This window comes from Shewanella sp. SP1S2-4, assembly GCF_031932075.1.
GTDB lineage: Bacteria > Pseudomonadota > Gammaproteobacteria > Enterobacterales > Shewanellaceae > Shewanella > Shewanella baltica.
The window spans coordinates 80,016-103,670 of sequence record NZ_JAUOET010000003.1; the positions used below are offsets into that span (position 1 = coordinate 80,016).

At 48.2% G+C, this 23,655-nt stretch carries 17 protein-coding genes; 10 read left to right on the forward strand and 7 right to left on the reverse strand.

Annotation, left to right across the window (positions count from 1 at the left end; all coding sequences use genetic code 11):
• Positions 1-144: 144 nt before the first annotated feature.
• The 8 genes from thiC to Q4Q52_RS04520 all read left to right on the forward strand — a co-directional run bounded on the left by thiC (position 145) and on the right by Q4Q52_RS04520 (position 10,011).
• Positions 145-2,268 carry a phosphomethylpyrimidine synthase ThiC gene (gene thiC, locus Q4Q52_RS04485; RefSeq protein ID WP_311899286.1) on the forward strand — a complete coding sequence of 708 codons (2,124 nt, stop codon included), beginning with the start codon at positions 145-147 and terminating at the stop codon, positions 2,266-2,268.
• A gap of 2 nt (positions 2,269-2,270) precedes the next feature.
• Entirely contained in the window at positions 2,271-4,172 is a 1,902-nt protein-coding gene (locus Q4Q52_RS04490) for a bifunctional hydroxymethylpyrimidine kinase/phosphomethylpyrimidine kinase (RefSeq protein WP_311989935.1), read from the forward strand.
• Positions 4,165-5,076 carry a HesA/MoeB/ThiF family protein gene (locus Q4Q52_RS04495; RefSeq protein WP_311989936.1) on the forward strand — a complete coding sequence of 304 codons (912 nt, stop codon included), beginning with the start codon at positions 4,165-4,167 and terminating at the stop codon, positions 5,074-5,076. Before Q4Q52_RS04490 ends, Q4Q52_RS04495 begins: the two co-directional genes overlap by 8 nt.
• Positions 5,077-5,092: 16 nt before the next feature.
• Positions 5,093-5,296 (forward strand): sulfur carrier protein ThiS, encoded by a 204-nt coding sequence (gene thiS / locus Q4Q52_RS04500; RefSeq protein WP_006081758.1) that lies wholly within the window; start codon positions 5,093-5,095, stop codon positions 5,294-5,296.
• A 1-nt stretch (position 5,297) separates the two neighbouring features.
• Positions 5,298-6,062 carry a thiazole synthase gene (locus tag Q4Q52_RS04505; protein WP_311989937.1) on the forward strand — a complete coding sequence of 255 codons (765 nt, stop codon included), beginning with the start codon at positions 5,298-5,300 and terminating at the stop codon, positions 6,060-6,062.
• On the forward strand, positions 6,059-7,174 hold the full coding sequence (gene thiH / locus Q4Q52_RS04510; RefSeq protein ID WP_311989938.1) for a 2-iminoacetate synthase ThiH: 1,116 nt from the start codon (positions 6,059-6,061) through the stop codon (positions 7,172-7,174). Before Q4Q52_RS04505 ends, thiH begins: the two co-directional genes overlap by 4 nt.
• A 102-nt stretch (positions 7,175-7,276) precedes the next feature.
• Positions 7,277-7,540 carry a chemotaxis protein gene (locus Q4Q52_RS04515; RefSeq protein ID WP_311989939.1) on the forward strand — a complete coding sequence of 88 codons (264 nt, stop codon included), beginning with the start codon at positions 7,277-7,279 and terminating at the stop codon, positions 7,538-7,540.
• A 5-nt stretch (positions 7,541-7,545) separates the two neighbouring features.
• A complete protein-coding gene (locus Q4Q52_RS04520) occupies positions 7,546-10,011 on the forward strand; it encodes a putative metalloprotease CJM1_0395 family protein (RefSeq protein WP_311989940.1) in 2,466 nt (821 codons plus the stop codon).
• A 177-nt stretch (positions 10,012-10,188) separates the two neighbouring features.
• On the opposite strand, the gene Q4Q52_RS04525 is transcribed toward Q4Q52_RS04520, so the two are convergent.
• The 7 genes from Q4Q52_RS04525 to cmoA form a co-directional block, all read right to left on the reverse strand.
• Positions 10,189-11,097 carry a LysR family transcriptional regulator gene (locus Q4Q52_RS04525; RefSeq protein WP_311989941.1) on the reverse strand — a complete coding sequence of 303 codons (909 nt, stop codon included), beginning with the start codon at positions 11,095-11,097 and terminating at the stop codon, positions 10,189-10,191.
• Positions 11,098-11,300: 203 nt separating this feature from the next.
• Positions 11,301-13,163, reverse strand: coding sequence for a peptidase M3A (locus Q4Q52_RS04530; protein ID WP_311989942.1), 1,863 nt, complete (start codon positions 13,161-13,163; stop codon positions 11,301-11,303).
• Positions 13,138-14,082 carry an alpha-L-glutamate ligase-like protein gene (locus Q4Q52_RS04535; protein ID WP_311989943.1) on the reverse strand — a complete coding sequence of 315 codons (945 nt, stop codon included), beginning with the start codon at positions 14,080-14,082 and terminating at the stop codon, positions 13,138-13,140. Before Q4Q52_RS04535 ends, Q4Q52_RS04530 begins: the two co-directional genes overlap by 26 nt.
• A gap of 2 nt (positions 14,083-14,084) precedes the next feature.
• Positions 14,085-15,590 (reverse strand): inactive transglutaminase family protein, encoded by a 1,506-nt coding sequence (locus Q4Q52_RS04540; protein ID WP_311989944.1) that lies wholly within the window; start codon positions 15,588-15,590, stop codon positions 14,085-14,087.
• 372 nt (positions 15,591-15,962) lie between these two features.
• Positions 15,963-16,706 carry an ATP-dependent zinc protease gene (locus Q4Q52_RS04545; protein ID WP_311989945.1) on the reverse strand — a complete coding sequence of 248 codons (744 nt, stop codon included), beginning with the start codon at positions 16,704-16,706 and terminating at the stop codon, positions 15,963-15,965.
• Positions 16,707-16,740: 34 nt separating this feature from the next.
• Positions 16,741-17,736, reverse strand: a complete 996-nt coding sequence (cmoB, locus tag Q4Q52_RS04550; protein WP_006086784.1) for a tRNA 5-methoxyuridine(34)/uridine 5-oxyacetic acid(34) synthase CmoB — start codon at positions 17,734-17,736, stop codon at positions 16,741-16,743.
• Positions 17,733-18,464, reverse strand: coding sequence for a carboxy-S-adenosyl-L-methionine synthase CmoA (cmoA, locus tag Q4Q52_RS04555; protein ID WP_006081747.1), 732 nt, complete (start codon positions 18,462-18,464; stop codon positions 17,733-17,735). The genes cmoB and cmoA overlap by 4 nt, the downstream gene beginning before the upstream one ends.
• 150 nt (positions 18,465-18,614) lie before the next feature.
• Here cmoA and Q4Q52_RS04560 point away from each other — a divergent pair, with 150 nt between their 5' ends.
• Entirely contained in the window at positions 18,615-21,425 is a 2,811-nt protein-coding gene (locus Q4Q52_RS04560; protein WP_311989946.1) for a transporter substrate-binding domain-containing protein, read from the forward strand.
• 184 nt (positions 21,426-21,609) lie between these two features.
• A complete protein-coding gene (gene aspS / locus Q4Q52_RS04565) occupies positions 21,610-23,388 on the forward strand; it encodes an aspartate--tRNA ligase (protein ID WP_311989947.1) in 1,779 nt (592 codons plus the stop codon).
• Positions 23,389-23,655: the final 267 nt, after the last annotated feature.

Genomic DNA, 23,655 nt, shown 5'->3' on the forward strand with positions numbered 1-23,655 from the left:
CTTAATGTTTAGATTTAATTGTTATTGAGCAGGGTAACTCAATTTTTGAAGCCAGTGTTGGTCACAAAAATTGATTGCCATGCCCAGCTATCAACAACGCAATTCTCCAGACAAGCAACTCCATTTTTTAACGTGAGATTGCTTATGTCCAGTTCAAACCAAAACCCAGCTGTAGCTGCCAATGCGATAGAAATCACAGCGTCAGAATCGACAATCCCTAATAAATCGACAGTGCCTAATAAATCGGCTGAGTCTAGTCAATCAATCGTGCCTAAGGCGCCGAGTCGCCGCGAAACCCGCGCGCAGGCCCAAGCCTTTATCGATACGTTAGCGCCGCTGCAACATCCTAATTCACAAAAGATTTACCTCGAAGGTTCAAGTGCCGATATTCGCGTTGGCATGCGGCAAATCCTGCAGACTGACACCCTTGTCGGCGGTACAGATGATGCGCCTATCATGGAAAAAAATCCGCCAATACGCGTGTATGATTGCGCTGGACCTTATTCCGATCCTGAGGCCGATATCAATGTGCGTCTAGGCCTTGGTAAATTAAGACAAAACTGGATCCTAGCCCGCAACGACACAGAGCAATTACCCTGCGCGACCTCAGATTTTACCCAACAAAGACTCGCCGACGACGGTTTAGACCATCTGCGTTTTGAGGCAGGTTCGAGTGCAATTGTCCGCCCACGCAGAGCGCTGCAGGGTAAACGAGTCAGTCAATTACACTATGCCCGTCAAGGGATTATCACGCCCGAAATGGAATATGTGGCGATCCGCGAGAACATGGCACTTGCGCAGGTACAGGATGAAATTCTTAATCGTAAAGCCAAGGGTGAAGCTTTTGGTGCCTTAGTCGGCGAGCCGATTACCGCCGAATTTGTCCGCTCTGAAGTCGCCCGTGGCCGCGCGATTATTCCGCTGAATATTAACCATCCCGAAGCCGAACCTATGATCATAGGGCGTAACTTTTTGGTGAAAGTGAATGCCAATATTGGTAATTCTGCGGTGACGTCATCCATCGAGGAAGAAGTGGAAAAGCTCGTCTGGTCAACCCGTTGGGGTGCAGATACGGTCATGGATTTATCCACGGGTCGTTATATTCACGAGACCCGCGAGTGGATCATCCGTAACTCGCCAGTGCCCATTGGCACAGTGCCGATTTATCAAGCGCTGGAGAAAGTGAACGGCGTGGCAGAGGATTTAACCTGGGAAGTGTTCCGCGATACCTTGATTGAACAAGCTGAGCAAGGTGTTGATTACTTTACCATTCATGCTGGTGTGCTGCTTCGCTACGTGCCGATGACGGCTAAACGCGTCACTGGGATCGTTTCCCGCGGCGGTTCAATCATGGCCAAATGGTGCCTGAGCCACCATAAGGAAAACTTCCTCTACAGCCATTTTCGTGAGATCTGTGAGCTTTGCGTCGCCTACGATGTATCCCTGTCTTTAGGTGATGGTATGCGTCCAGGCTCAATTGCTGACGCCAATGATGCCGCCCAGTTTGCAGAGCTTGAAACCTTAGGTGAGCTAGTCAAAATCGCATGGGAATACGACGTACAAACCATTATCGAAGGGCCGGGACATATCCCGATGCAACTCATTAAAGAGAACATGGACAAGCAGTTAGCTCACTGCGATGAAGCGCCGTTTTACACGCTTGGCCCGCAAATCACCGATATCGCACCTGGGTATGATCATTTCACCTCCGGCATAGGCGCGGCCATGATCGCTTGGTACGGCTGCGCTATGTTGTGTTATGTCACGCCAAAAGAACACTTAGGATTACCGAATAAACAAGATGTTAAGCAAGGTTTGATTGCTTATAAGATTGCCGCCCACGCCGCCGATGTGGCGAAAGGTCATCCGAGTGCGCAAATTCGTGATAATGCGCTGGCAAAGGCGCGGTTTGAATTCCGCTGGGAAGATCAATATAACTTAGGACTCGATCCTGAAACCGCACGTGCTTATCACGATGAATCTTTACCGCAGGAATCCGCTAAAGTCGCGCATTTTTGCTCTATGTGCGGCCCTAAATTTTGTTCGATGAAAATCACCCAAGATGTGCGCGCCTATGCCGCTGGCTTAGAGGCGGCACAAGCGAAGGCGGATCAAGTTGAAGCTGCTGACCAAGCCATGCAAGTCACAGTCAAGACGCCGCAGGAGTTGGCAGCGGTAATGGCGCTAAAATCGGCACAATTTGCTGCTTCGGGCGCCGAGATCTATCACGTGAAAGACAAGCTTGTCGCCGAAGCTGAGGAAGCCTAATTATGTTGGGTATTCATGGGGATAATGCGCCCATGAATACCGAGCATCCCGCGTTTGTCTGGACCATAGCCGGTTCAGACAGTGGCGGTGGTGCCGGTATTCAGGCGGACTTAGCGACAATTCAAGATTTGGGCTGTCACGGTTGCAGTGTGGTCACCACAGTGACGGCGCAAAGTTCTGTGGCGGTCACTTTAGTCGAGCCCGTATCAGCGGCGATGTTAATGGCTCAGCTGACGACTTTACTTTCCGACTTACCACCCAAAGCAATTAAAATCGGCTTACTGGCAGATCAAACTCAAGTGGCATTGCTGGCAGATTGGATCGCGAGTTTTAAAATCCACTATCCATCTGTGCCTGTGATTGTCGATCCTGTGATGGTCGCCAGTTGTGGCGATGCATTAGCAGTCGATAACTGTCAGGATATAAAAAGTGCGGCTAAATCAGCCTTAGATTTTAGGCCTTTCAAAGGTTTAATCGAACTTATCACGCCCAATGTGCTTGAACTTGGGCGATTAACTCACAGTGATGTTTCAACGAAAGCGCAATTCGCTGCTGCTGCACTGGCTTTATCTCAGAGTCTTGATTGCAGTGTGCTCGCCAAAGGGGGCGATGTAAGCTTTGGCAGCACTGACATTCTTGCTGATACTCATGCTCAAACTCACGCTAACGCTCTTGATACCGCTTACAAGAGTAATGGCTGGGATCTTGAGCTTGCCGAGGATTATCTAGTTTGTCGTCAAGTGCGCGCGAGTTCTGAGCTGCATCAAAATGGGCGCTTCTGGTTAGCCAGCCAGCGGGTTAATACCCGTCATAATCATGGTAGCGGCTGCACTTTGTCATCGGCCATTGCCGCCGTGTTAGCGCAAGGTTTTGTATTGCAAGATGCGGTGGTGGTTGCCAAAGCCTATGTGAGTCAAGGCTTAAGCGCGGCCGTTGGCTTAGGGCAAGGTCCAGGGCCGTTGGCCCGAACGGGTTGGCCTAATGATTTGTCCCGCTATGCCAAGATAAATCTGTGTGATGGCAATTTTATTAGTCATCACCTCAATCAACATCTTGATGTTAGAAGTGATTTAGTTGCAACAGTTTTATCCGCAACAGATCAGGTAAGAATAGCCTACACGTCACCTCAAAATATTTTATCCCACGGTTTTAAAGTGCTCGATGCCGATCTTGGTGTTTACCCTGTGGTGAGTGACTTAATCATGCTGGAAAGTTTGTTAGCTGCGGGCGTTAAAACCCTGCAGTTACGGATAAAAACCGACATCAGCGAATTAACTACTGCAGCGCCAGCCGAATTTAATTTAGGTAAGTCTGCGCTGAGTAGATGTGAGTCAGGCGAACCTGAGTTAATTGGCTCCGAATTAGAAGCACAAATTCAAACGGCCATTGCCTTAGGCAAGCATTTTAATGCGCAGCTTTTTATCAATGATCACTGGCAGTTAGCGATGAAATACCATGCCTTTGGGGTACATTTAGGCCAAGAAGATCTCGCCGTTACCGACTTAGCGGCCATTCAAGCCGCGGGGCTCGCGCTTGGTATATCCAGCCACAGTTATTTCGAGCTGTTATTGGCGCACCAATACTCGCCATCCTACATAGCGCTTGGGCATATATTCCCTACCACAACGAAGCAAATGCCTTCGGCGCCCCAAGGGCTTGCAAAACTTAAACACTATGTGGCGTTACTCCAAGACCATTATCCCTTGGTCGCCATTGGCGGTATTGATTTAGATAATCTGGCAAAGGTGAAAACCACGGGGGTGGGCAATATTGCTGTGGTGCGCGCAATAACGAAAGCTAAGGATCCGTTAGCCGCCTTTGCAGAGTTGAGCCAAGCTTGGGAGCAATGTAGCTTGTCTGAAGAACTGGCTGTAAAGCATGAGTTGGATGCAAAGCATGAGTAAAAACCAACCGCTTGCTCACGCAGAGGTTCTTTGCGGTCATATACACAGCGACAATGAACACTGCGGCCATACACTCAGTGATGCCGATTTCATCCGTTATTCTCGGCAAGTCTTATTGCCTGAAGTCGGTGAGGCTGGGCAATTGCAATTGGTCGACGCCAGTGTCGCAATTATCGGTCTTGGCGGCTTAGGGCAATTGGCGGCGCAATATCTGGCCTGTGCAGGTATTGGTCGCTTGACCTTAATCGATATGGATAAGGTTGAAGTATCAAATCTGCCAAGACAATTGTTATTCAACGATGCCGATATTGGACTCAATAAGGCGCGAGTTGCCAAGCAAAAGCTCAATGGCATAGCACCGCATTGCACTGTTACTGCCTATGAAACGGCATTTAATACAGAAACTGCGGCTCATCACTTGGCTGATATTCTAGAGGCAAAACAACGGGGTAAAAAAGTGCTAGTGCTTGACTGCACAGATAACTTTGCGACTCGCCAAGCCATTAATCGCCGCTGTATCGAAGCGGCTTTACCTTTAGTCAGTGCGTCAATCGCAGCATTTAGCGGTCAATTGTTTGCAGTCGACCAAATGCGGTTCCCCTCTGGTGGTTGTTATCACTGTATTTTCCCCGCACAGACGAGAGTGTCGCAGAGCTGTAGTACCCAAGGCGTACTCGGGCCGAACGTGGGCGTGATGGCGTCAATGCAATCTTTGGTGGCCATGCAACTCTTGCTGAGTATGGATAGTTGTGATGAACCTAAAAGTGCCTTGTTTGGGCGTTTTTGGCGCTTCGACGCTAAATCACTTTCATGGACAGCGGCGACATTAACGCGGGATCCCCATTGTGACGTATGTGGTCCAAAAGAGATTCGTTCATCATCCGATAAGCCCAGCAAACTATAAAGTATGGAGGTTTGATATGATTTTAATTCACATAAATAATGTCCCGCAGCCATTAACGGAACCGACTTCACTCGCGGCTGTGATCCTCGCGCAAGATATAGCCCTCGATTCGGTCGCTATCGTGTTGAATGCAGAGGTGGTTCCGCGTAATCGCTGGCAATCGATTCTCTGCCAACATGAAGATAAATTAGAACTTTTTTCAGCTGTAGCGGGAGGCTAGTATGTTAACGATTGCCGATGTGGAGTTTGAATCACGGTTATTTACCGGAACGGGAAAATTCAGCAATAGCCAAGTGATGCTAGAGGCGATAACGGCTTCAAAATCGCAGTTAGTGACAGTTGCGATGAAAAGAATTGATTTTAAAATGGGGCTTGATGATTTACTCACGCCGTTACGCCAAGCGGGTGTACGGCTATTGCCTAACACTTCGGGGGCGAGAAACGCCAAGGAAGCGGTGTTTGCGGCTGAGCTTGCCCGTGAAATGCTGGGAACTCATTGGATTAAGCTCGAAATCCACCCAGATCCTAAGTACCTAATGCCCGATGCGATTGAAACCTTAGAGGCGGCTAGAATCCTCTGTGAGAAAGGCTTTATCGTATTGCCTTACGTGCATGCCGATCCTGTGCTGTGCCGTCGTTTAGCAGAAGTGGGCTGCGCCGCGGTTATGCCACTGGCGAGTCCGATTGGCAGTAATCAGGGTTTAGTCACTGAAAGCTTTTTAAAAATCATCATAGAGCAGGCGCGGGTGCCAGTGGTGATCGATGCCGGTATTGGCGCGCCTTCACAGGCTGCGCGGGCAATGGAGCTGGGCGCCGATGCGGTGCTCGTCAACACCGCCATCGCCAGCAGTGCGTCGCCGATAGTGATGGCCGAGTGCTTTAAAGAGGCGGTGCAATGCGGTAGACGGGCCTTTGAAGCTGGGCTTGGCCGAGTACAAACAGGCGCGGTACATACCAGTCCTCTGACGGGATTTTTAAACCAATGAGTTTTGTAGCGGAATTTACCAAGATCCCACGGGATAAACTGTTACTCGATTTGTATTCTTGCACTGCCCAGGATGTTGAGCGGGCGTTAGTGAGTCCAGCAGGGGATTTACGTAGCTTACTGGCCTTGTTATCACCTGCGGCTGAACCTTATATAGAAACCATGGCACAACGTTCAGCGGCGCTTACGCGGCAGCGATTTGGCGCGAATCTGGGTATGTATTTACCGCTATACGTCTCGAATCTGTGCGCTAATGATTGTGATTACTGTGGCTTTAGCATGAGTAACAAACTCAAGCGCAAGACCTTGAATGAGCTGGAGTTGATGGCCGAAATGGCCATTATCAAAGATAGGGGCTTCGATTCTGTTTTACTGGTGTCGGGTGAGCATGAAACTAAGGTCGGCATCGATTATTTCAAGCAAATGTTGCCGCTGGTAAAGCAGCAATTTAGCCATTTGGCGATGGAGGTCCAGCCCATGAGTGAGGACCATTATTGCCAGTTAGTCGCGCTAGGTTTAGATGCTGTGATGATTTATCAAGAGACCTATCAGCCCGAGACTTATGCTCGTCACCATTCCCGAGGTAAAAAAATGGATTTTGCCTATCGTTTAGCAACACCTGACAGAGTTGCGACGGCGGGCGTTGATAAAATTGGTCTTGGGGTATTACTCGGGCTGGATGATTGGCGTTTAGATGCGTTAATGATGGGATATCATCTCGACTATTTAGAGCGACGCTATTGGCGCACCCGCTTTAGTATTTCGCTACCAAGGTTACGACCTTGTACTGGCGGGATCACCCCGAAAGTCATGCTATCGGATCTAGGTTTAGTGCAAATGATTTGTGCATTTAGACTTTTTAATCAACAGCTTGACATCAGCATGTCGACAAGGGAAAGCCCTGAGCTGAGGGATAATCTTTTGCCACTTGGGATCACTCAAATCAGTGCGGGCAGTTCGACACAACCGGGCGGCTATCAAGCGCCTGACAGTCAACTCGATCAATTTGAGATAAGCGATGATCGCAGTGTCGAGCAAGTTATCGAACAGATGCAACGGCAGGGTTTTAATCCCGTATTTAAGGATTGGGAAGCTAATTGGATCACAGGATAAATCTAGCTATAAATAAATGCTGAGAATGCGGATAAAATCTGTACTTTTGCTCGTTGCTGGTCAATAATTGACCCATTAATCACAGCGTGCAGGAATACCGTTATGCAAATCCAATCTGCTTATTCATCCGGTCTGCAAGGCTTGCAAAGTGCTCAATCTGGGCTCACTCAAGCAACAATAGATGTGGCTAAACCTACACAGACGCAAAGTACGACTCCGGCTGAGCCTGCTAGAGATGTTGCCCAGCCCGATAAAACCTCGGCATTACTGGCAGCAAATGAGTCATTAAGACAAGGTGAAGCCTCAACAGAAGTGATTGAAACTGATTCAGAAACGATAGGTTCGATCATTAATATTAAGGTGTAAAACTCATGTCGGTTGTGGCGCTATCACCTAAGGTTGGAGCGCCATCCTCTTCATTTTCGTCACATGATAAGACGCTAAGCTCGAATCTAAGCCAGACTCAAAGCCAGAGCCTAATCCAGAGTCAAGCTAATAGCACTTATCAAGGAGCCAGCGCTCACACTGCAGGCTCAGCAAAATTTGAAGCGAGTGGTGCCTATGAACCACATTTTACTGGAACCTCAACCGCTCCGGTTCAAGCTGCGCCTATTGCTTCATTAGCAACTCACGTTTCCCAATCTCTCCACTCATCACCGAATGTATCTTTTAACGCGAGTTCTTCGGCCGCTAGTTCATTGCCCTCGAGCACTCAAACATTTTCTGCAACGCCTGCAGCTATATCAACAACGCCTTTATTCAACGGGACAAATACGGCGACATCCATAAGTTCAAATGTCGCTGGTATTGATGCTGTAAAAGCGCCGTTTTCAGTCGCTGCTACGCCTTTACTACCAGCGGTTAACGGCGCAAGCCAAGCACTAAAAGCCAATCCTTTTGCTGAATCAAGGCCGCAGGTTACTCTTCCTCAGGTCAATCTTCCTCAAGTCAATGGGTTAAAAGATCGGGCGAGTTTACATGCCGATGCCAGTTTTAGCTTATTAACGGGGCCAAGATCCATTTCTGGTGTGCGTGGGGGACAAATTGCCGCACCTGTGTCGACTTCGGCATTTTCATCAATCACGAGTACTATAGGAACTAGCCTTGGCGCAAACGCCTTATCTACAACAAGTCCGAGTCTTAGTGTCACGAGCAGTATTCCAGCTAATATTTTTACGCCTCCGAGTTCTTCAATTGGCACGAGTAGCACAGAGCTTCCCGCTTTCAATCCATCAAGTAAAGGCAGTGTTTCTCCCATAACGCCTGATTTAGCCGCAGTGTTTGGGCCACAAACTGTTTTTACTGGCGCAGCGGTAGTTGACTCCTCCACCTCTAACCCAGCAGGTAATAGCTCTGTAAATAACAGTTCTGGAAATTCTGGAAATATAAGTAGTAGTAATAGTTCAGCTGCGAGTGCAGGGACTGTTGAGCAGTCAAACTCTGCACAAGCAGCAGATCAATCCGCTCGCAATGAAGTTGCTCAACCGACAGTGTTGGAACAATTTACCCAGGTTTTCGGTGACGCTAAGGCTCAAGTTAGTCAGGTAGAAGATCCTGCTATAGCGTCTAACCCAGAAGATCGTCAGCAAGCCTTAGCCGATGTTTTTGCTAAAAACGATAATCAGCTTGAAAAGCAAGCACAGGAAGAAGCGTCGCAGAAACAGCAAGCTGTGGCAGCGGAACAAGCAAAGCAGCAACAATCACAAGCGCAATCACAGGCACAGCAGGCTCAGGAGCAAGTAAAGCAAGCCCAAGAAAAAGCGCAGGCGCAACAGCAACAACAGGTTGATTCACTTAAGGCTAGAGATTCTGAGGTTAAAGCCCATGAACATGCCCATGCTACAGTCGGCGGGCAATATGCTCAGAGTCCGAGTTTTAAGTATGAGAAGGGCGCCGATGGCCAACGTTATGCTACCGATGGTGAAGTGCAGATCGATGTTTCTGCTGTCGGAGGCGATCCACTCGCAACGATAAACAAAATGAAGCAAGTGTACGCGGCGGCAATGGCTCCAGTTGATCCTTCATCTGCGGATATTCGCGTTGCCGCTGAAGCTTTGCAAAAAATGAATGAAGCAAAGGTGAAGCTTGCTGAAGAGCGGCAACAACAGATTGTAGACTTGCAAACAACCCAAACCTTAGTGGGCGCCGATGCGCAGATTAAAGCGCTACCGCCGTTGCAAGAACACACACCCGTAGTAACGGGGAACGTCGATGAGTCAGGGAATATCTCTCAGCCCCAAAATGCCGTCTCAACACCAGTATCAGATGCAGTCGATAAGCTCATTCAAAGGGTTGAAGCGCAGACGGCCAAAACAGCTGCGACGACTGACACAAGTTCTGGTATTAGTTCGGAAACTCCGTCTAATACTTCGAGTACCAGCGGTTCAGTCAATACGCCAACGACAGTGGAAACCATTGAGCCACCGACCGCAACCTTAGCATTTGGAGAAGCACCAACTGCTGCTGATTTAGCGACCCGTTTTATTCCAAGACCCGATAGTACCGCCAGTCGTTATTATGTCGCTGTTGCACAAGCCAGCATTGGGCCTTCAGTCCGTGCTGACGTAACGCCGCAAGTCAATATTCAGCCCTCTAATCTAGCCCCTGTAAACGAGCTGCCTAATAATGCGCAATCCGCTACTGTTCTGCCAACTCTGGCAGCAAAAGATACCAACGAGATAAACGCGCCGCCATCAAGTTTCAGTGCGAGTGAGAATCGCAGTGCGTCACCGCAGAGTGAGTCAAGTGCAGAGGATGATGCATCGCAGGAAGCAGGATTTATTCAGCCGCAATACTTGGGTCAGCAACCAGCACGCTATGTTGATTTTAGTGTGTAAGATTAGGCTTTAACTATGTCCATTCAGCTGTTCATTCTCTTTTTTCAAGCAACCTCTCTGCATTTATTCTTTCGCACTAAGCACTAAGCACTAAGCACTAAGCACTAAACCAGCGTCAGCACTAGGCTCTTAGCGTCTTGCTCACTCAAATTGAGAACTCGTTTGGTTATCTTGCTATTAATTGTTATTTGTCGGTTCAATTCCATGCTGTTTTAAAATCAAAGAGGCAAGCAGTTTAGATGCTGGTCCTTGTTGATCCCTATTGGGGATCACTAGGCTTAACATGATGCGGCGTTTTTGACTGCCATCAAGATGTAAACGCACTAAATTGCCCGAAGCCAATTCCTCTTGGACTAAAAAAGACGGGATCCAACAGAAACCAATACCTTGGTTTAAAATGACTTTTGCTTCGTGGAAGTTAGAAACTGTCCAGCGCTGCTCAGCTTTGAGCCAGCCGATGTCGATATTGGATTGCACGCCGGTATCTTTGATCACTAACTGTAAATACTGTGCCAGTAGCTTATCGTCTTCAATCGAACCTAAGTCAGCGAGTGGATGACTTGGATGACAAACGAGGTAGAGTTCTTGTTCACATAAAGGCTCGGATAAATACCCTTTAGGCGGCACCCCTGCACAGATAGCAATATCGACTTTACTCTGCAGAATGAGCTCTTGGGTGCCGGTGATCACTGAGTCGAGCATGATGATGCGAGTGCCACGGCTGTGGGGCAGAAACGCATTGAGGGCACACACTAAGCTTTCCATCGGATAGATAATTTCACGGGCAATCGTGAGTGTCGGCTCCCACCCTTGCTCGAGATTACTCGCGAGCTGTTCTAACTCGTTGACGGCTTGGGTGACATGCCGTGAGCGGCGCAGCAGTACTTCGCCTTGCTGGGTGAGATAGGCTTTACGGCCTTTGACTTCGAGTAGTTCAATACCTAATTGATGCTGTAATTTGGCAACCGCATGGTTGAGTGACGATTGACTCTTGTTGAGTTTTTCGGCCGCTTGGGCATAGCCGCCATAATCGACCACCGCTTGCAAAATACGCCATTGTTCTAAGGTAGATTTAGCTCGAGTCATTATAATCTCAAAAAAACGATAGATTGAGGCTTATAGTGGCCACTTCTTACGACTTTTTCAATTAAATATCATAGAGTCAGTCATTCTCACGACATACTGCTAGCTATGTCGCGCTAAGTTATTGAGGTGTTCGAGAGGCGAATCATGACGATTAACTGTGTTTGCGCCCGAGCGAGTCACAAACACAGCTTATGCATTCACTTTTAAAACGCACAAGAACCTGTGGCGTTGAAAGCTTGATTGTCAGAGCTACCAGCATGTTCCGAAGCGGCGCTATTGGAGATCCTTTGGATCAGCGAAGCGCTATCAACGGGTGCACCAATGATGGCATTCAATTGTTCACTTACGTTTAAAGCGTCTTCATTGACGACTAACAAATTGAATAATTGAAGTTTGTCTTGGCAGCCTAATGTTGCTTGATCAATCAGCTGGGCTAACGATGCTTGCCAGAGCGATTGGTAGTAAAGTGGACCTTCGTTGGCGATAGCATTGAAACTATAGGGATAATCCTTGGTTTGCGGCCAATTTTGGCCGAAGCTAGCACTAAACTCTGCACCGAGATCCGGATAGATTTGTGAATTTACATCTTGATAAAAGTTGACTGCAACCTTAGCGCGAAAGACTCTGAGCTGTTTCGAATAAGCTTTAGCCAGTGTTTCACGCTCTTGTAAATAGCTTTGCTCAAATTGCGGAAAGAGTTGATGGCGCAGCACTTCAGCTAACCAGAGACTCGCCACAAAATGGCTATCCTGACTTTGTCCCATGGCATTGTTGAGGTAGAAATGGCTCGCTTTAGCAAGGGAAGTCACTGCTTCTGCGATGGATTCGGTTAACTGTTCAATGTCTTTGTAGTTACTCAGCTGCGGCTTAAGATCCAACGCCTGTTGTCCAAATTGCTGGCCGAGTACACTTTGGCGCAATGTCTGCTGTTGACTACTTTGCTGTGGATTTTGGTTGTACGCCACATAGATTTCACCCAACAATCTTTGCTGGTGGTAAACCCTGACGATATGCGGCCGATTAGGATCGGTTGGTGTTTTCTCGGCGTTGGCGGTTGCTATGGTCTCAAACTGCAAACCAAACACTTGCAGATAAGTAAAGCTGCGACTCAAGACGTCTGAGGTCTGCCATGTGGGGCCCTTGGCTGATGCTTGTTGTGACAGGGTACGTCCAATATCCCAGGGAGTCACTTGCAAATCTTGGGTTTGACTATCGAGAAAGGCTTTGACCAACTCAGGGGATGATAACTGCTGCGAACTAAGCGCTAATGCGCTGTAATCGGTAAAGCCTGCGGCAGTGGCTGCTTGTTGGCGCTGCTCAGCAATTCGCTGTAATGCCGTTTGATTGGTTTCACTCGCTCTGGCTTGGTAGGCTTGCCATACATTTTGGCGACATACGGCGTTTTCCTGTGTCAGTAAGTAGCTGACGATAGTGCCCGAAAAATCGCTCTGTTTTGCACTGCTGCGCTTCGGCTCGTCACTTTTACCCTCTTCTTTATGCAGATGATGTTGCTGCTGAGTCGCTTCGGGTTGGCATTGGCTGTCATTGAAGGCAAGACTAAATTGTTGGCTGCCTAACCCTTGGCCTATGCTGGCCTGCGCCGTATGCAGTTTCGCTTTTTCCTCGGCGCTCCAATGCTGTTGTAGCAAGTGTTTAAGTTGTTGGCTTAACAGTATTTGTTCAGCATTACCTTGGGCTAAGGCGTAAGCCAGTTGGCTAAATTCTGCTTGGTTGAGAAGTTGCGACAGGGTATCGGCGAGGCGTAACTGGCATTGCAGTAAACCTTCGCGTTCTTCACTCGGTAAGTTAAACCCACGGTAATAGTTGAGCCTGTCGTTGATATTATTAAGCCCAATCGTCTGTTGCTCAAAAATAAGCGCGCGCTGGGCCAAGGTTAATTGCGCTGTCGTTAAGCGCGCGTTGGCGAAGGCTGACGCGAGCTCAATGTTTGGCAAACGCAGACATTGCTCAACCAAGAGGGGAACAGGACTTGGCGCCGCATAGGCGGCATTCGTAGCATAAAGGCTTAAGCCAAGCAGGCTAACCAGTAAAGTGGGTTTTAACATAGGCAACACGTTCTGCAACTGTCATAGAATGAAATGACATGGCTTCAACATGCTTAAGACGAGGCAAAATACCTTTTCCATTTGCAATCTGAATCGCCAGTCCCGGGCGCGCATTGAGTTCAAGTAGTAAAGGGCCTTTGCTTTGATCTAGCACCATGTCAGTGCCGAGATAACCCATTTCACACATTTCATAGGCGCTGGAAGCTGTATTGAGCAAGCTTTCCCAATGGGGCACTATGATATCGGTGAGTTTTTTACCTGTATCGGGATGAAACTCAATTTGTCTATCAAATTGCACAGCATGTAACCCTTTTCCGGTGGCAATGTCAACGCCTACACCCACAGCGCCTTGATGTAAGTTGGCTTTACCGTCGGATGCTGCAGTTGATAAACGCAGCATGCCCATCACGGGAAATCCCTTAAAAACAATCAAGCGTATATCGGGTACTCCTTCATGGCTGTAGCCTTCAAACACAGGATCGAATTCGATTAGGCCTTCGATAATGGCAACATCGGGTTTACCGCCGAGTGAAAATAACCCACTGAGAATATTGGAGACATGGCGGTTAAGCTCAGAGAGGCTGATCTCGTGGCCACTGGGTTTAAAGTAGCGCCCATTATCGACCTTAGTGATCACTATAATACCTTTGCCGCCCGAGCCTTTGGCGGGTTTGATTACAAATCCACTTCGGCTTGAGATGCGTTCAGGGATATGCACTATCTCGTGTTGTTCGCGCACAACTGCAATCAGATCAGGAACCGCAATATCATTTGCTAGTGCCAGTTGTTTAGTGATCAACTTATCATCGACACGTTTATAAAATTTACGCGGATTGTAACGGCCAATGTAATCGATATTACGTTGGTTCATATTAAGCACGCCATTTTTGCGTAGCTCCCACGGCCAAGCTAACCCCATGTTTATGCACCCGCCAATGATTTAAAGCGTTTGAGCTCGAGCAGGCGATAACCTGTGTATTGCCCCATAAGTAACACTAAGGCCAAGAGCACTAAGTGAATCCCGAGAAAGTTAAACACCCAATGCTGTACCCAGCTTGCGCTCATAGCGAGGTAGGCCAAGGTGGCAACCATCAAACTGCCGCCACCTTGGAGCATAACCTCCCTCGGACCTTCTTCCTCCCACAGAATCGACATGCGTTCTATGGTCCACGCCAGAATAATCATCGGGAAGAAAGTAATGGTTAAGCCTTCACTCAAACCAAACTTGTAGGAAAGCAGTGTGAATACGCCGATGATCCCAATTACCACGATGATCACCGCCGATATCCGTGAGATTAGCAGTAGATTTAAATGGGACAGGTAGGAGCGGATGACGAGTCCGCAGGAAACGATAAGCAAAAAACCAATTAATCCGGTGAGTAAGCTGGTTTGAATAAAGGCCAGTGCGATTAATACTGGCATAAAAGTCCCTGAGGTTTTAATGCCAATCATCACCCGCAAAAATACCACCATCAGCACACCGATGGGGATCAGCAAGATCCCTTTAAAAAGGCTTTGCTCCTCAAGGGGTAATTGGTAGAGGGAGAAATCGAGCGCATTGTTGTTCATCATCATGTCGATGGACGTCGCAAGGGCGGAACGGGTGTCCTGCAGCATAGCGAAGTTCACCTGCGAGTTAACGCCGCCCATGACATCAAGCACTGAGTGGCCCGCACGTTCCCACAGCAGCAGGTTTTGGGGGCGATCTTGTTTGCCTTTGACTAAATCGAACAGTATCCATTGACCGTCGTGAAAGACTTCAACAAAAGGTGATAAGGGCTGTCGACGGCGTTGATCTTCTAAATACAAACCGCTGACCTTGTGCGCAGGAATGCCCTTAGTGTGTAGCATGTGTAAAAACAGTTGGGTCGGCGTTTGGCTTGCGAGCAATAGCTCGACATTCTGGCTGCGTTTAGGCTCGGTTATCGATGCCATCAATTGTTGGGCGAAGGAGAGGTTGCTCGCGCTGCGAGCCCAGACTTCTGCAATCACTTGCTCTGCGGCGGCTTGTTCAGTCGCGGGCCATAAATAGGCTTCGGGCGCTGCGGGTGTTTGAGTCGCTGACATTTCGGTATGCCCTGTCGGCACCAGTGTCACTTTGTAATATAAATCCTGTGTGCCTAGGGCTTGGCGTATCGACCAAACCGCGCGGCGATCGTTTTCATTATGATTGATGGTTAAACCGTAACCCGGTGAACTGGCATTTTCGACCAGCACTTGGTAGGCAGGATCTTGCGGTAAAGAGAAAGACACTTCTGCAGGCTCACCCGTACCTTGAAAACTGACTTTGGCTTCCACGGCCCAGCTTTGAACTTGCTCACCGTGCAAAAAGGGCACGTTATGCTCGACGCCACGGTAAATGCTGGCGCCGATGCCGACAATAAAGAGCACTGCCACCAAGATATAGAAAGGGTTGCGTGAGTGCATTATGGATCCTTCTTGTTAGGACAACTTAGTATTAGATCAACTTAGTGTTTGGTCACTTAGTGCTACGTCTACTCAGTGTTATGCCAACGCGGGATTGTCTATTAAAAAACTGATGTGATAGTCACGAGTGTTATAGTCACGAGTGTTATAGTCACGAGTGTGATAGTCACGACGCCTGCGTTGGCTGAGCTATTTTTTTGCGTATTAAGTTGTCGAAAAATAATAATTTTAAGCTGTCGTTGTGAACGGTGAGTTTGAGCGGCGTGACTGATACCAAAGCTGATACAAAATCCACGCCTGACGCTTAGCTTTGACATTCATCGCTGTTGGTTCTCACGCCTCTTGAGTTCGGCCATTTAGTGCAAAGCGTGCTCACTGCGCCGAGGTTACTTGGTTTGTTACTTTGCCGTGGACATAACGTTGACTGACATCGACTACGGCAATGTCTTTCATAAACTTGCGTCCAAGTAGTAACGGATAATCGAGGTGGCTGCGGTCGGTGAGGTTGAGATCGGTTTCTGCAGCATATTGACCAATTTTAAGATGCGCGTGGATCACCGGGCGGCGATCTTCTTTCTCGCTCGCATCTTGTTTAATGCGGACAATGCGCACTACTTTGGCCTCAAACTGTTGTGGCGGAGTGTTTGCCCCCTGAGTGAATACCTCAAACCTTACCCATTGAATGCCATCGCGCTCAAACAGGGTGATATTGCGCGCATCGAGAGAGGAAGACTCGGCGCCCGTATCGATTCGGGTGGCAAAATACGTGTTGAGTTCCTCCACAAACACGCTTTCGACTTCACCTAAGATAAACTTGTCACCTAAGGGCGTGCGGGCGCATTGTTTGGGCATGGCAACTGTTTTAGCTTTGGGTGTTTCTAGACTCGCGACTTGCTGTTGTAGTAGCTGCACTTGCTCGTGCAGTTGCACGAGTGGCGCCGTATCTTGAGGTTGACATCGCTGATTGATGACCTCAATCAGCGAGTCTTGTTGCTGGGCTAAACGGGTATTGAATGTGGCTGCATCTACGGGAACTGTGGCATGGGTGGTCGGTTCTGTCATTGCACATCCCCCAAGTGTGGTGGCAATGACAATAGCGAGCAGCTGCTTAAGCATAGTGCTTCCTGTTAGCGGTAAATCTTATATTAGATCAACTGATTAAATCCTGATTAGGCTGGTTCTTCACCGCGATAATCGTGGCGCGTTTGGGCGCAGGATAACCTTCAACCGTTTTGGTGATGTCGTTAGGATCCAGGTACTCAACCAGTGACTCGTTGGGCATCCAATCGGTACGGCGTTGCTCAGCAAGGGCAGTGACATCGGTATCGACACAACGTATGTCGGTGAAATCACACTTCTTTAACCAGAGCATCAGCGCGGCAACGGACGGAATGAACCATACATTATTCATTTTGCCATATCTATCTTGAGGCACGAGTACGGCGTTTTCGTCGCCATCTATTACTAATGTTTCTAACACTAGCTCACCACCGGTTCGCAACTGATCACGCAGTTGTAACAAGTGATCGATAGGCGAACGTCTGTGATACAAAACGCCCATGGAGAAAACCGTATCGAATGCATCAAGCGGTGGCAACTCTTCAATGCCAAGAGGCAACAGGTGCACAGGATGATGTGTGCCCGCTAAACGTTTTACGGCTTCAAACTGACATAAAAACAACGGTGAAGGATCGATACCGACGACGCGCTTAGCACCTGAGCCCAACATGCGCCACATGTGATAACCACTGCCGCAACCGACATCGAGCACAGTACGGTTTTTCAGCGGTGAAATATGTTGCTTCACGCGATCCCATTTCCAGTCACTGCGCCATTCGGTATCGATATGGATGCCATGAATGTGGAAGGGGCCTTTACGCCATGGCATAAACAGGCGCAGTAGGTTTTCTAGCTTCTCTTTTTCGCCAGGGCTAAGTTGCTCGCCACTACCGACGGTCACGCTATCGACAAAATCCACTTGGTCGGGTGCAGGATAGTGCAGCTTGTTGAGCACTTTTTCCCACTTTGGCAAGTTGCCGTGTTTATGATCCCGTTGCCACTTGCCTAAAATGCTCGGCAGGGTTTCGAGCCAGTGTTGTAGATTTGAATCGGCGATTTGTTGGTAAAACGAGCTAAAGCTGATCACTTGATGGCCACCATAGAAGCAAAGTTAAAACATTGGAACCAGAGACTAAAGTGACTGAAGCCTTGGCTGGTTAGGCGTTGTTGATGCGTGGTTAAGGTGTCTGGCTTCATGACATTTTCCAGCGCACTGCGTTTTTGGCTGATCTCAAGTTCGCTGTAACCATTGGCGCGTTTAAAGTCTAAATGTTGCTCTTCCAACAGGGTTTGGATCGGGGCATCTTCGAAGCGAATTTTTTCCGACAACACTAATATCCCACCGGGATTCAGACCTTGATAAATCTTGGCTATCAGGGTTTCTCTGTCTTCTGGTGGTAAAAATTGCAAGGTAAAATTGAGTACCACCAGTGAGGCATTTTGAATATCGATATCGCGAATATCACCGCAAACCAGATCGACGTCTGTATCACTGACATAGGCATTCAGGTTCTCTTGGCAGCGTGCAACCATAGATTCGCTGTTATCCACGGCGATAATGCGGCATTGACGGCCTTGGATTTGGCGACGAATACTTAAAGTTGCGGCGCCGAGTGAGCAACCCAAATCGTAAATTTGAGTATTTGGCATGACGAAACGATCTGCAAAATCGCCTATGGTATTGATAATTTGCGTATATCCAGGCACGGAGCGGCGGATCATGTCACTGAACACGCCTGCTACACGGTTATCAAACTGGAAATCGCTAATATGCTCGCTCGCTTGAGCGTAGATAGTGTCTTGAGAAACGTTCATCTGAGATTTTTCATGGGAATTCAACCCGGCATTTTAACGAATCCGATCGATTAGCAGCAAGTCTCATACTGGTAATTTGCGATAAATTTTTGTCTAATACGCCATAGATAACAAAATCGTTACATGTACATCAAGTACTAAGGGCTCAACTTGAAGTTTGTGATCCACTTAATTGTGATCTTGTGCAGCTGTTTTTTGAGCATAATGGGGCAGGCAAGTCCATTGCCCGACGAGCCATTAATCGTGGTGATGGGGGAGGATAGCTTTCCCTATCAATATGTCGACAACGATGGTGAGCCGACTGGACTACTGGTCGATTTATGGAAAGAGTGGGCGAAACAAAGCCATACCCAAGTGGTTTTTGTGGCGCGCCATTGGCACGAGTCCCTTGATCAACTGCGGCAAGGTAAAGCGCAAGTGCATATCGGCATGGGGAAAACCCCAGAGCGTGAGCAAGAGTTCGACTTTGCTGTGCCCATCGCCGATGTTGGTACCTTTTTGTATCTGCATAAATCCCTGCAGGGCAAAAAGTCCATTAAAGAACTCATTCCCTTTCAAATTGGTGTGGTGGCGGCTTCATCCCACGAAGCGGAATTGCACCGTATCGAACCGCAGCTCGTGTTTAAACGTTACGAAAGTCGTGAGAAATTACTCGCGGGGGTTGCCGCTGGTGAGATTATGGTGTTTGCGGGCTTAGAAGGTTATTTGAAAGATCCCGCTTCGTCCCAAGAGATTGCCGCGAATTATCCCAATACGGCGCGAATCCAGATAAAGGCGATGCAGTTCGTTCCTGCGGTCAAAAAGGGCAATCTTGATTTAGTCGATAGGATCAATAAAGGTTTCACCGCGATCGATCCGCACTTTATCCAGCAAACGGAACGACGATGGCTTGGCTATCAACGTCAACAAGCTGGGATTGTTATTTCCATGCAACTGGGCGCCGAGCCTTTTGTGGATTTAGGTGTTGATGGTTTACCCCATGGCTTGTATGTGGACATGTGGCAATTGTGGTCCGAGAAGACCGGTATCGCCGTTGATTTTATTTCTGGCGATATGAACTCCAGTGTGGATGATGTTCGCCGAGGTCTTGCCGATGCGCACATTGGTTATCCAGAGAGTGACGATGTCAAAACGGGGCTTAATCGGGCTTGGCACTTATATACGGTTAAGAGCCGCTTGTTTCTCTTTCAGCAGCAGTTGACCGATTTAGACAGCTTAAAAGGTAAACGTATTGGTGTGGTGCCGACGGCGCCTTATCTGGTGGAGTTACGTAAAGCCTTACCCCAAATGGCACTGCGCTATTATGACAATATGGATGCCATGGTCGCGGGCGCAAGATCAGGCGAGATTGCTGGCTTTGTGGCTTCGGGTGCATGGACATCCCATTATTTACTGCTCAATAAAGGCTGGTCTGACTTTAGCCAGTATCCCAATCTCGAATTTAGCACCAACATTTATGTGCTGACTCGCAGTGATGATCCTGGTCTGACGCAGCGGATCGCCAATGGCTTTAACAATATTAGCAATCAAGAGTTTGCCGATATTGAAAATAAATGGATGCTTAATCCCAAAGATCATGTTTTTACCCAAGCTGAGCGCCACGTCAGCCTAAGCCCTGCAGAACAGGCCTATGTGGAAAGTGTAGGCGAGCTTAAAGTGGGCTATTTAAAGCAGTGGCCGCCGATGGAGTTTATGGATGAGCAGGGCGAGTTTGCGGGGATCAATAGCGATATCGTCAAATTACTCAAGGAACAGCTCAAACTTAAGCTCACGCCCGTTGCCTTTGATGATTGGCATTCGTTAATCGACGCACTGCAAAAGGGCGAGGTAAGTTTAGCCGGCAGTGTCGCCCAAACGGCGGAGCGCCAGCAGCGTTTAGCGTTTAGTGAGGCATATTGGCCATCGCCGTGGGCATTAGTGTCGCAATTGGAGCAAGTCTCGGTATTCAATATTGCCCAGCTTGCAGGGCAAAGGGTGGCCGTGGTCGAAGGCTATCATTTGGTGGCGCAATTGATGAGTCTGGAACCTTCACTCAAGTTAGTGATAGTGCCAAATACGCAGGCGGGATTGGCGGCGGTGACGAATGGCAATGCGGATGTGTTTATTGATAAAGTGGTGACATTGGCCTCCGAACTTAAAACCAGTCACTACCCGACGCTGAAAATGTCGCTGCTGAGTGATCTTGCCGATCAGCATAGCCATATTGGTGTTTATCCTCAATTTGCGCCGCTGGTGCCACTGATTAACAAAGCCTTAGCCTTGATTGACGCTCAGCATCAGCAGCAAATTTATGCGCGTTGGGTGTCATTTTCTGTCGCGACAGAGAGCGCTAAATATCTGCAATGGCTGCGTTATATCGTATTTGGCGTGATCATTTTGTGCTCAGTGATGGTGGCAGTGTTGTTAGTGAATCGCCGCTTAAATCGTGAGATCACCCAGCGATTAGTCGCTGAAAAACGTTTGTTGCATGTGGCGAACCACGATGCTTTGACTCAGTTACCTAACCGCGCCTTGCTCGATGACAGATTAGCCCAAGCTTTGCTGTGCCATCAGCGCGAGCAAGCGCATTTTGCCTTGCTATTCATCGATCTGGATGGGTTTAAACAAATCAATGATCAACATGGTCATCCGATTGGCGATGAATTGCTGGTACAGGTCGCCCAAAAGTTAACCAAGGTTATCCGTGGCTCAGATACCGTGGCGCGATTTGGCGGCGATGAGTTTGTTATCCTGCTAAATCGTGTGCAAGATCTCGATGCTGCAACCCAAGTTGCTGATAATATTCTACAGGCACTGTCGAGCCCTTTGCTTATTCAAGGCGTCAGTGTCAGCATAGCGGTCAGTATGGGCGTGGTGATTTACCCCCGCGATGGTGATACCGCGATAGGCTTATTGAAAAAAGCCGATCAACTGATGTACCACGCAAAAAGTTGCGGCGGGCGTTGTTATCGCTCAGCTTGATGTTTTTTTGAACGCTCATGCTCAGATAGTGCGTTCGCCTCTAGTCAAGGGCGTAAAACTGTTTGATACTTCACCGCCTAAGTGTGAAGTACTTTGGTAATCGGCATTATTTTACTATAATGCCGCTTTTATCTCGTTTTGATTATTTCCAAAGCACCGGTTTCCGGATAAAGGATAGAGTTAGATGCGCAGTCATTATTGTGGAGACGTCAATAAGTCTCACGTTGGACAAGAAGTTACCTTGGTAGGTTGGGTTAATCGTAGCCGTGATTTGGGTGGCGTTGTCTTTTTAGATTTAAGAGACAGAGAAGGTCTGATCCAAGTGGTCTATGATCCAGACTTACCTGAGGTGTTCAATGTCGCCAGCACGCTGCGCGCCGAATTTTGCGTTCAGGTTAAAGGCCTAGTTCGCGCCCGTCCTGACAGCCAAGTCAATGATCAAATGAAGACGGGTGAGATTGAAGTCTTAGGCCAAGCCTTGACTATTATCAACGCTGCCGATCCACTGCCATTGAGCATGGATAACTACCAGAACAACAGCGAAGAGCAACGTCTTAAGTATCGTTACTTAGATTTACGTCGCCCAGAAATGGCGCAGCGATTAATTTTCCGCGCTAAAGTGACCAGTTCTGTGCGTCGTTTCCTCGACTCAAACGGTTTCTTAGACATAGAAACACCGATCCTGACCAAGGCAACCCCAGAAGGTGCCCGCGATTATTTAGTACCAAGCCGTACTTATAAAGGTCAGTTCTTTGCCTTGCCACAATCGCCACAGCTGTTTAAACAGTTGCTGATGATGTCAGGTTTTGATCGTTACTATCAAATCGTAAAATGCTTCCGTGATGAAGATTTACGTGCCGACCGTCAGCCAGAATTTACCCAAATCGATATCGAAACGTCTTTCATGAGCTCTGAGCAAGTGATGGCGAAAACCGAAGAGATGATGCGTGGTCTGTTCCTTGAAATGCTGAACGTGGATCTCGGCGAGTTCCCACGCATGACCTACAACGAAGCGATGCGTCGTTTCGGTTCAGATAAGCCAGATTTACGTAACCCATTAGAGCTGGTGGACATTGCCGATTTACTCAAAGAAGTGGAATTTGCGGTATTCTCAGGCCCTGCTAACGATGAAGAAGGTCGTGTTGCCGCACTGCGTATTCCAGGCGGCGCTGCACTGTCTCGTAAGCAAATAGATGATTACACTAAGTTTGTTGGCATTTATGGTGCTAAAGGCTTAGCGTGGATGAAGATTAATGACCTAAGCCTTGGCTTAGAAGGCATTCAATCACCTGTGCTGAAATTCTTAAACGAAAGCATAGTCAATGAAATCGTGAGCCGCACGGCAGCGCAAACTGGCGACATTATCCTGTTTGGTGCAGATCAAGCGACTGTGGTTGCCGAATCTATGGGCGCACTGCGTCTTAAAGCGGGCGAAGACTTTGATTTACTTGAAGGTCAATGGCGTCCACTGTGGGTGGTTGACTTCCCGATGTTTGAGAAGATCAACGGTAGCTTCCATGCCGTTCACCATCCGTTCACCGCACCGCGTGGCGTAACCGCAGCAGAACTTGAAGCTAACCCAGCCAATCGCGTTTCTGATGCTTACGATATGGTATTAAACGGCTGCGAATTAGGCGGTGGTTCGGTGCGTATCCACAACCAAGAAATGCAGTCTGCGGTATTCCGTATTCTGGGCATTACCGACGAAGAAGCTAAAGAGAAGTTCGGCTTCCTGTTAGAAGCGCTGCGTTACGGCACACCGCCACATGCAGGTTTAGCGTTTGGTTTAGACCGCATCATCATGCTGATGACAGGCGCTAGCTCAATCCGTGATGTGATGGCGTTCCCGAAAACCACCACAGCCGCTTGCCCGCTAACTAACGCACCAGGATTTGCCAATCCGCAGCAGTTAGGTGAACTTGGCATTGCCGTGGTTGAGAAAGCCGTTAAAACGGAAGACTGATCTTTCGTGAAAGGATTTTTGTAAATTGATCTTATGCAAATCGACCTTATTCAAGTCGACGTTGTGTAACTCGTTTTGTGAAAGGCGATTGGCATTAGTCGATTGGCGTTAGTCTATTAGCATTAGTCCTTGTCAGTTACTGTTTAAATAGTACCGAAAACCGAGGCGCAAGCCTCGGTCTGTTTTAGTGAACCGTCATTTCTTTGCTTATCAATATCTATTTGTTCAATCCTAAATAGCCGTTATTCAACCCATTACACTTCGGCT

What these genes read in the sequence shown, in the direction of transcription:
- Q4Q52_RS04545 (WP_311989945.1), bottom strand. Translation starts at nt 16,706, where the DNA reads ATGCTTAAGCAGCTGCTCGCTATTGTCATTGCCACCACACTTGGGGGA.
- aspS (WP_311989947.1), top strand. Translation starts at nt 21,610, where the DNA reads ATGCGCAGTCATTATTGTGGAGACGTCAATAAGTCTCACGTTGGACAA.
- Q4Q52_RS04490 (WP_311989935.1), top strand. Translation starts at nt 2,271, where the DNA reads ATGTTGGGTATTCATGGGGATAATGCGCCCATGAATACCGAGCATCCC.
- Q4Q52_RS04515 (WP_311989939.1), top strand. Translation starts at nt 7,277, where the DNA reads ATGCAAATCCAATCTGCTTATTCATCCGGTCTGCAAGGCTTGCAAAGT.
- Q4Q52_RS04530 (WP_311989942.1), bottom strand. Translation starts at nt 13,163, where the DNA reads ATGTTAAAACCCACTTTACTGGTTAGCCTGCTTGGCTTAAGCCTTTAT.
- Q4Q52_RS04505 (WP_311989937.1), top strand. Translation starts at nt 5,298, where the DNA reads ATGTTAACGATTGCCGATGTGGAGTTTGAATCACGGTTATTTACCGGA.
- Q4Q52_RS04540 (WP_311989944.1), bottom strand. Translation starts at nt 15,590, where the DNA reads ATGCACTCACGCAACCCTTTCTATATCTTGGTGGCAGTGCTCTTTATT.
- Q4Q52_RS04535 (WP_311989943.1), bottom strand. Translation starts at nt 14,082, where the DNA reads ATGGGGTTAGCTTGGCCGTGGGAGCTACGCAAAAATGGCGTGCTTAAT.
- Q4Q52_RS04525 (WP_311989941.1), bottom strand. Translation starts at nt 11,097, where the DNA reads ATGACTCGAGCTAAATCTACCTTAGAACAATGGCGTATTTTGCAAGCG.
- thiS (WP_006081758.1), top strand. Translation starts at nt 5,093, where the DNA reads ATGATTTTAATTCACATAAATAATGTCCCGCAGCCATTAACGGAACCG.
- cmoA (WP_006081747.1), bottom strand. Translation starts at nt 18,464, where the DNA reads ATGAACGTTTCTCAAGACACTATCTACGCTCAAGCGAGCGAGCATATT.
- thiH (WP_311989938.1), top strand. Translation starts at nt 6,059, where the DNA reads ATGAGTTTTGTAGCGGAATTTACCAAGATCCCACGGGATAAACTGTTA.
- Q4Q52_RS04520 (WP_311989940.1), top strand. Translation starts at nt 7,546, where the DNA reads ATGTCGGTTGTGGCGCTATCACCTAAGGTTGGAGCGCCATCCTCTTCA.
- thiC (WP_311899286.1), top strand. Translation starts at nt 145, where the DNA reads ATGTCCAGTTCAAACCAAAACCCAGCTGTAGCTGCCAATGCGATAGAA.
- Q4Q52_RS04495 (WP_311989936.1), top strand. Translation starts at nt 4,165, where the DNA reads ATGAGTAAAAACCAACCGCTTGCTCACGCAGAGGTTCTTTGCGGTCAT.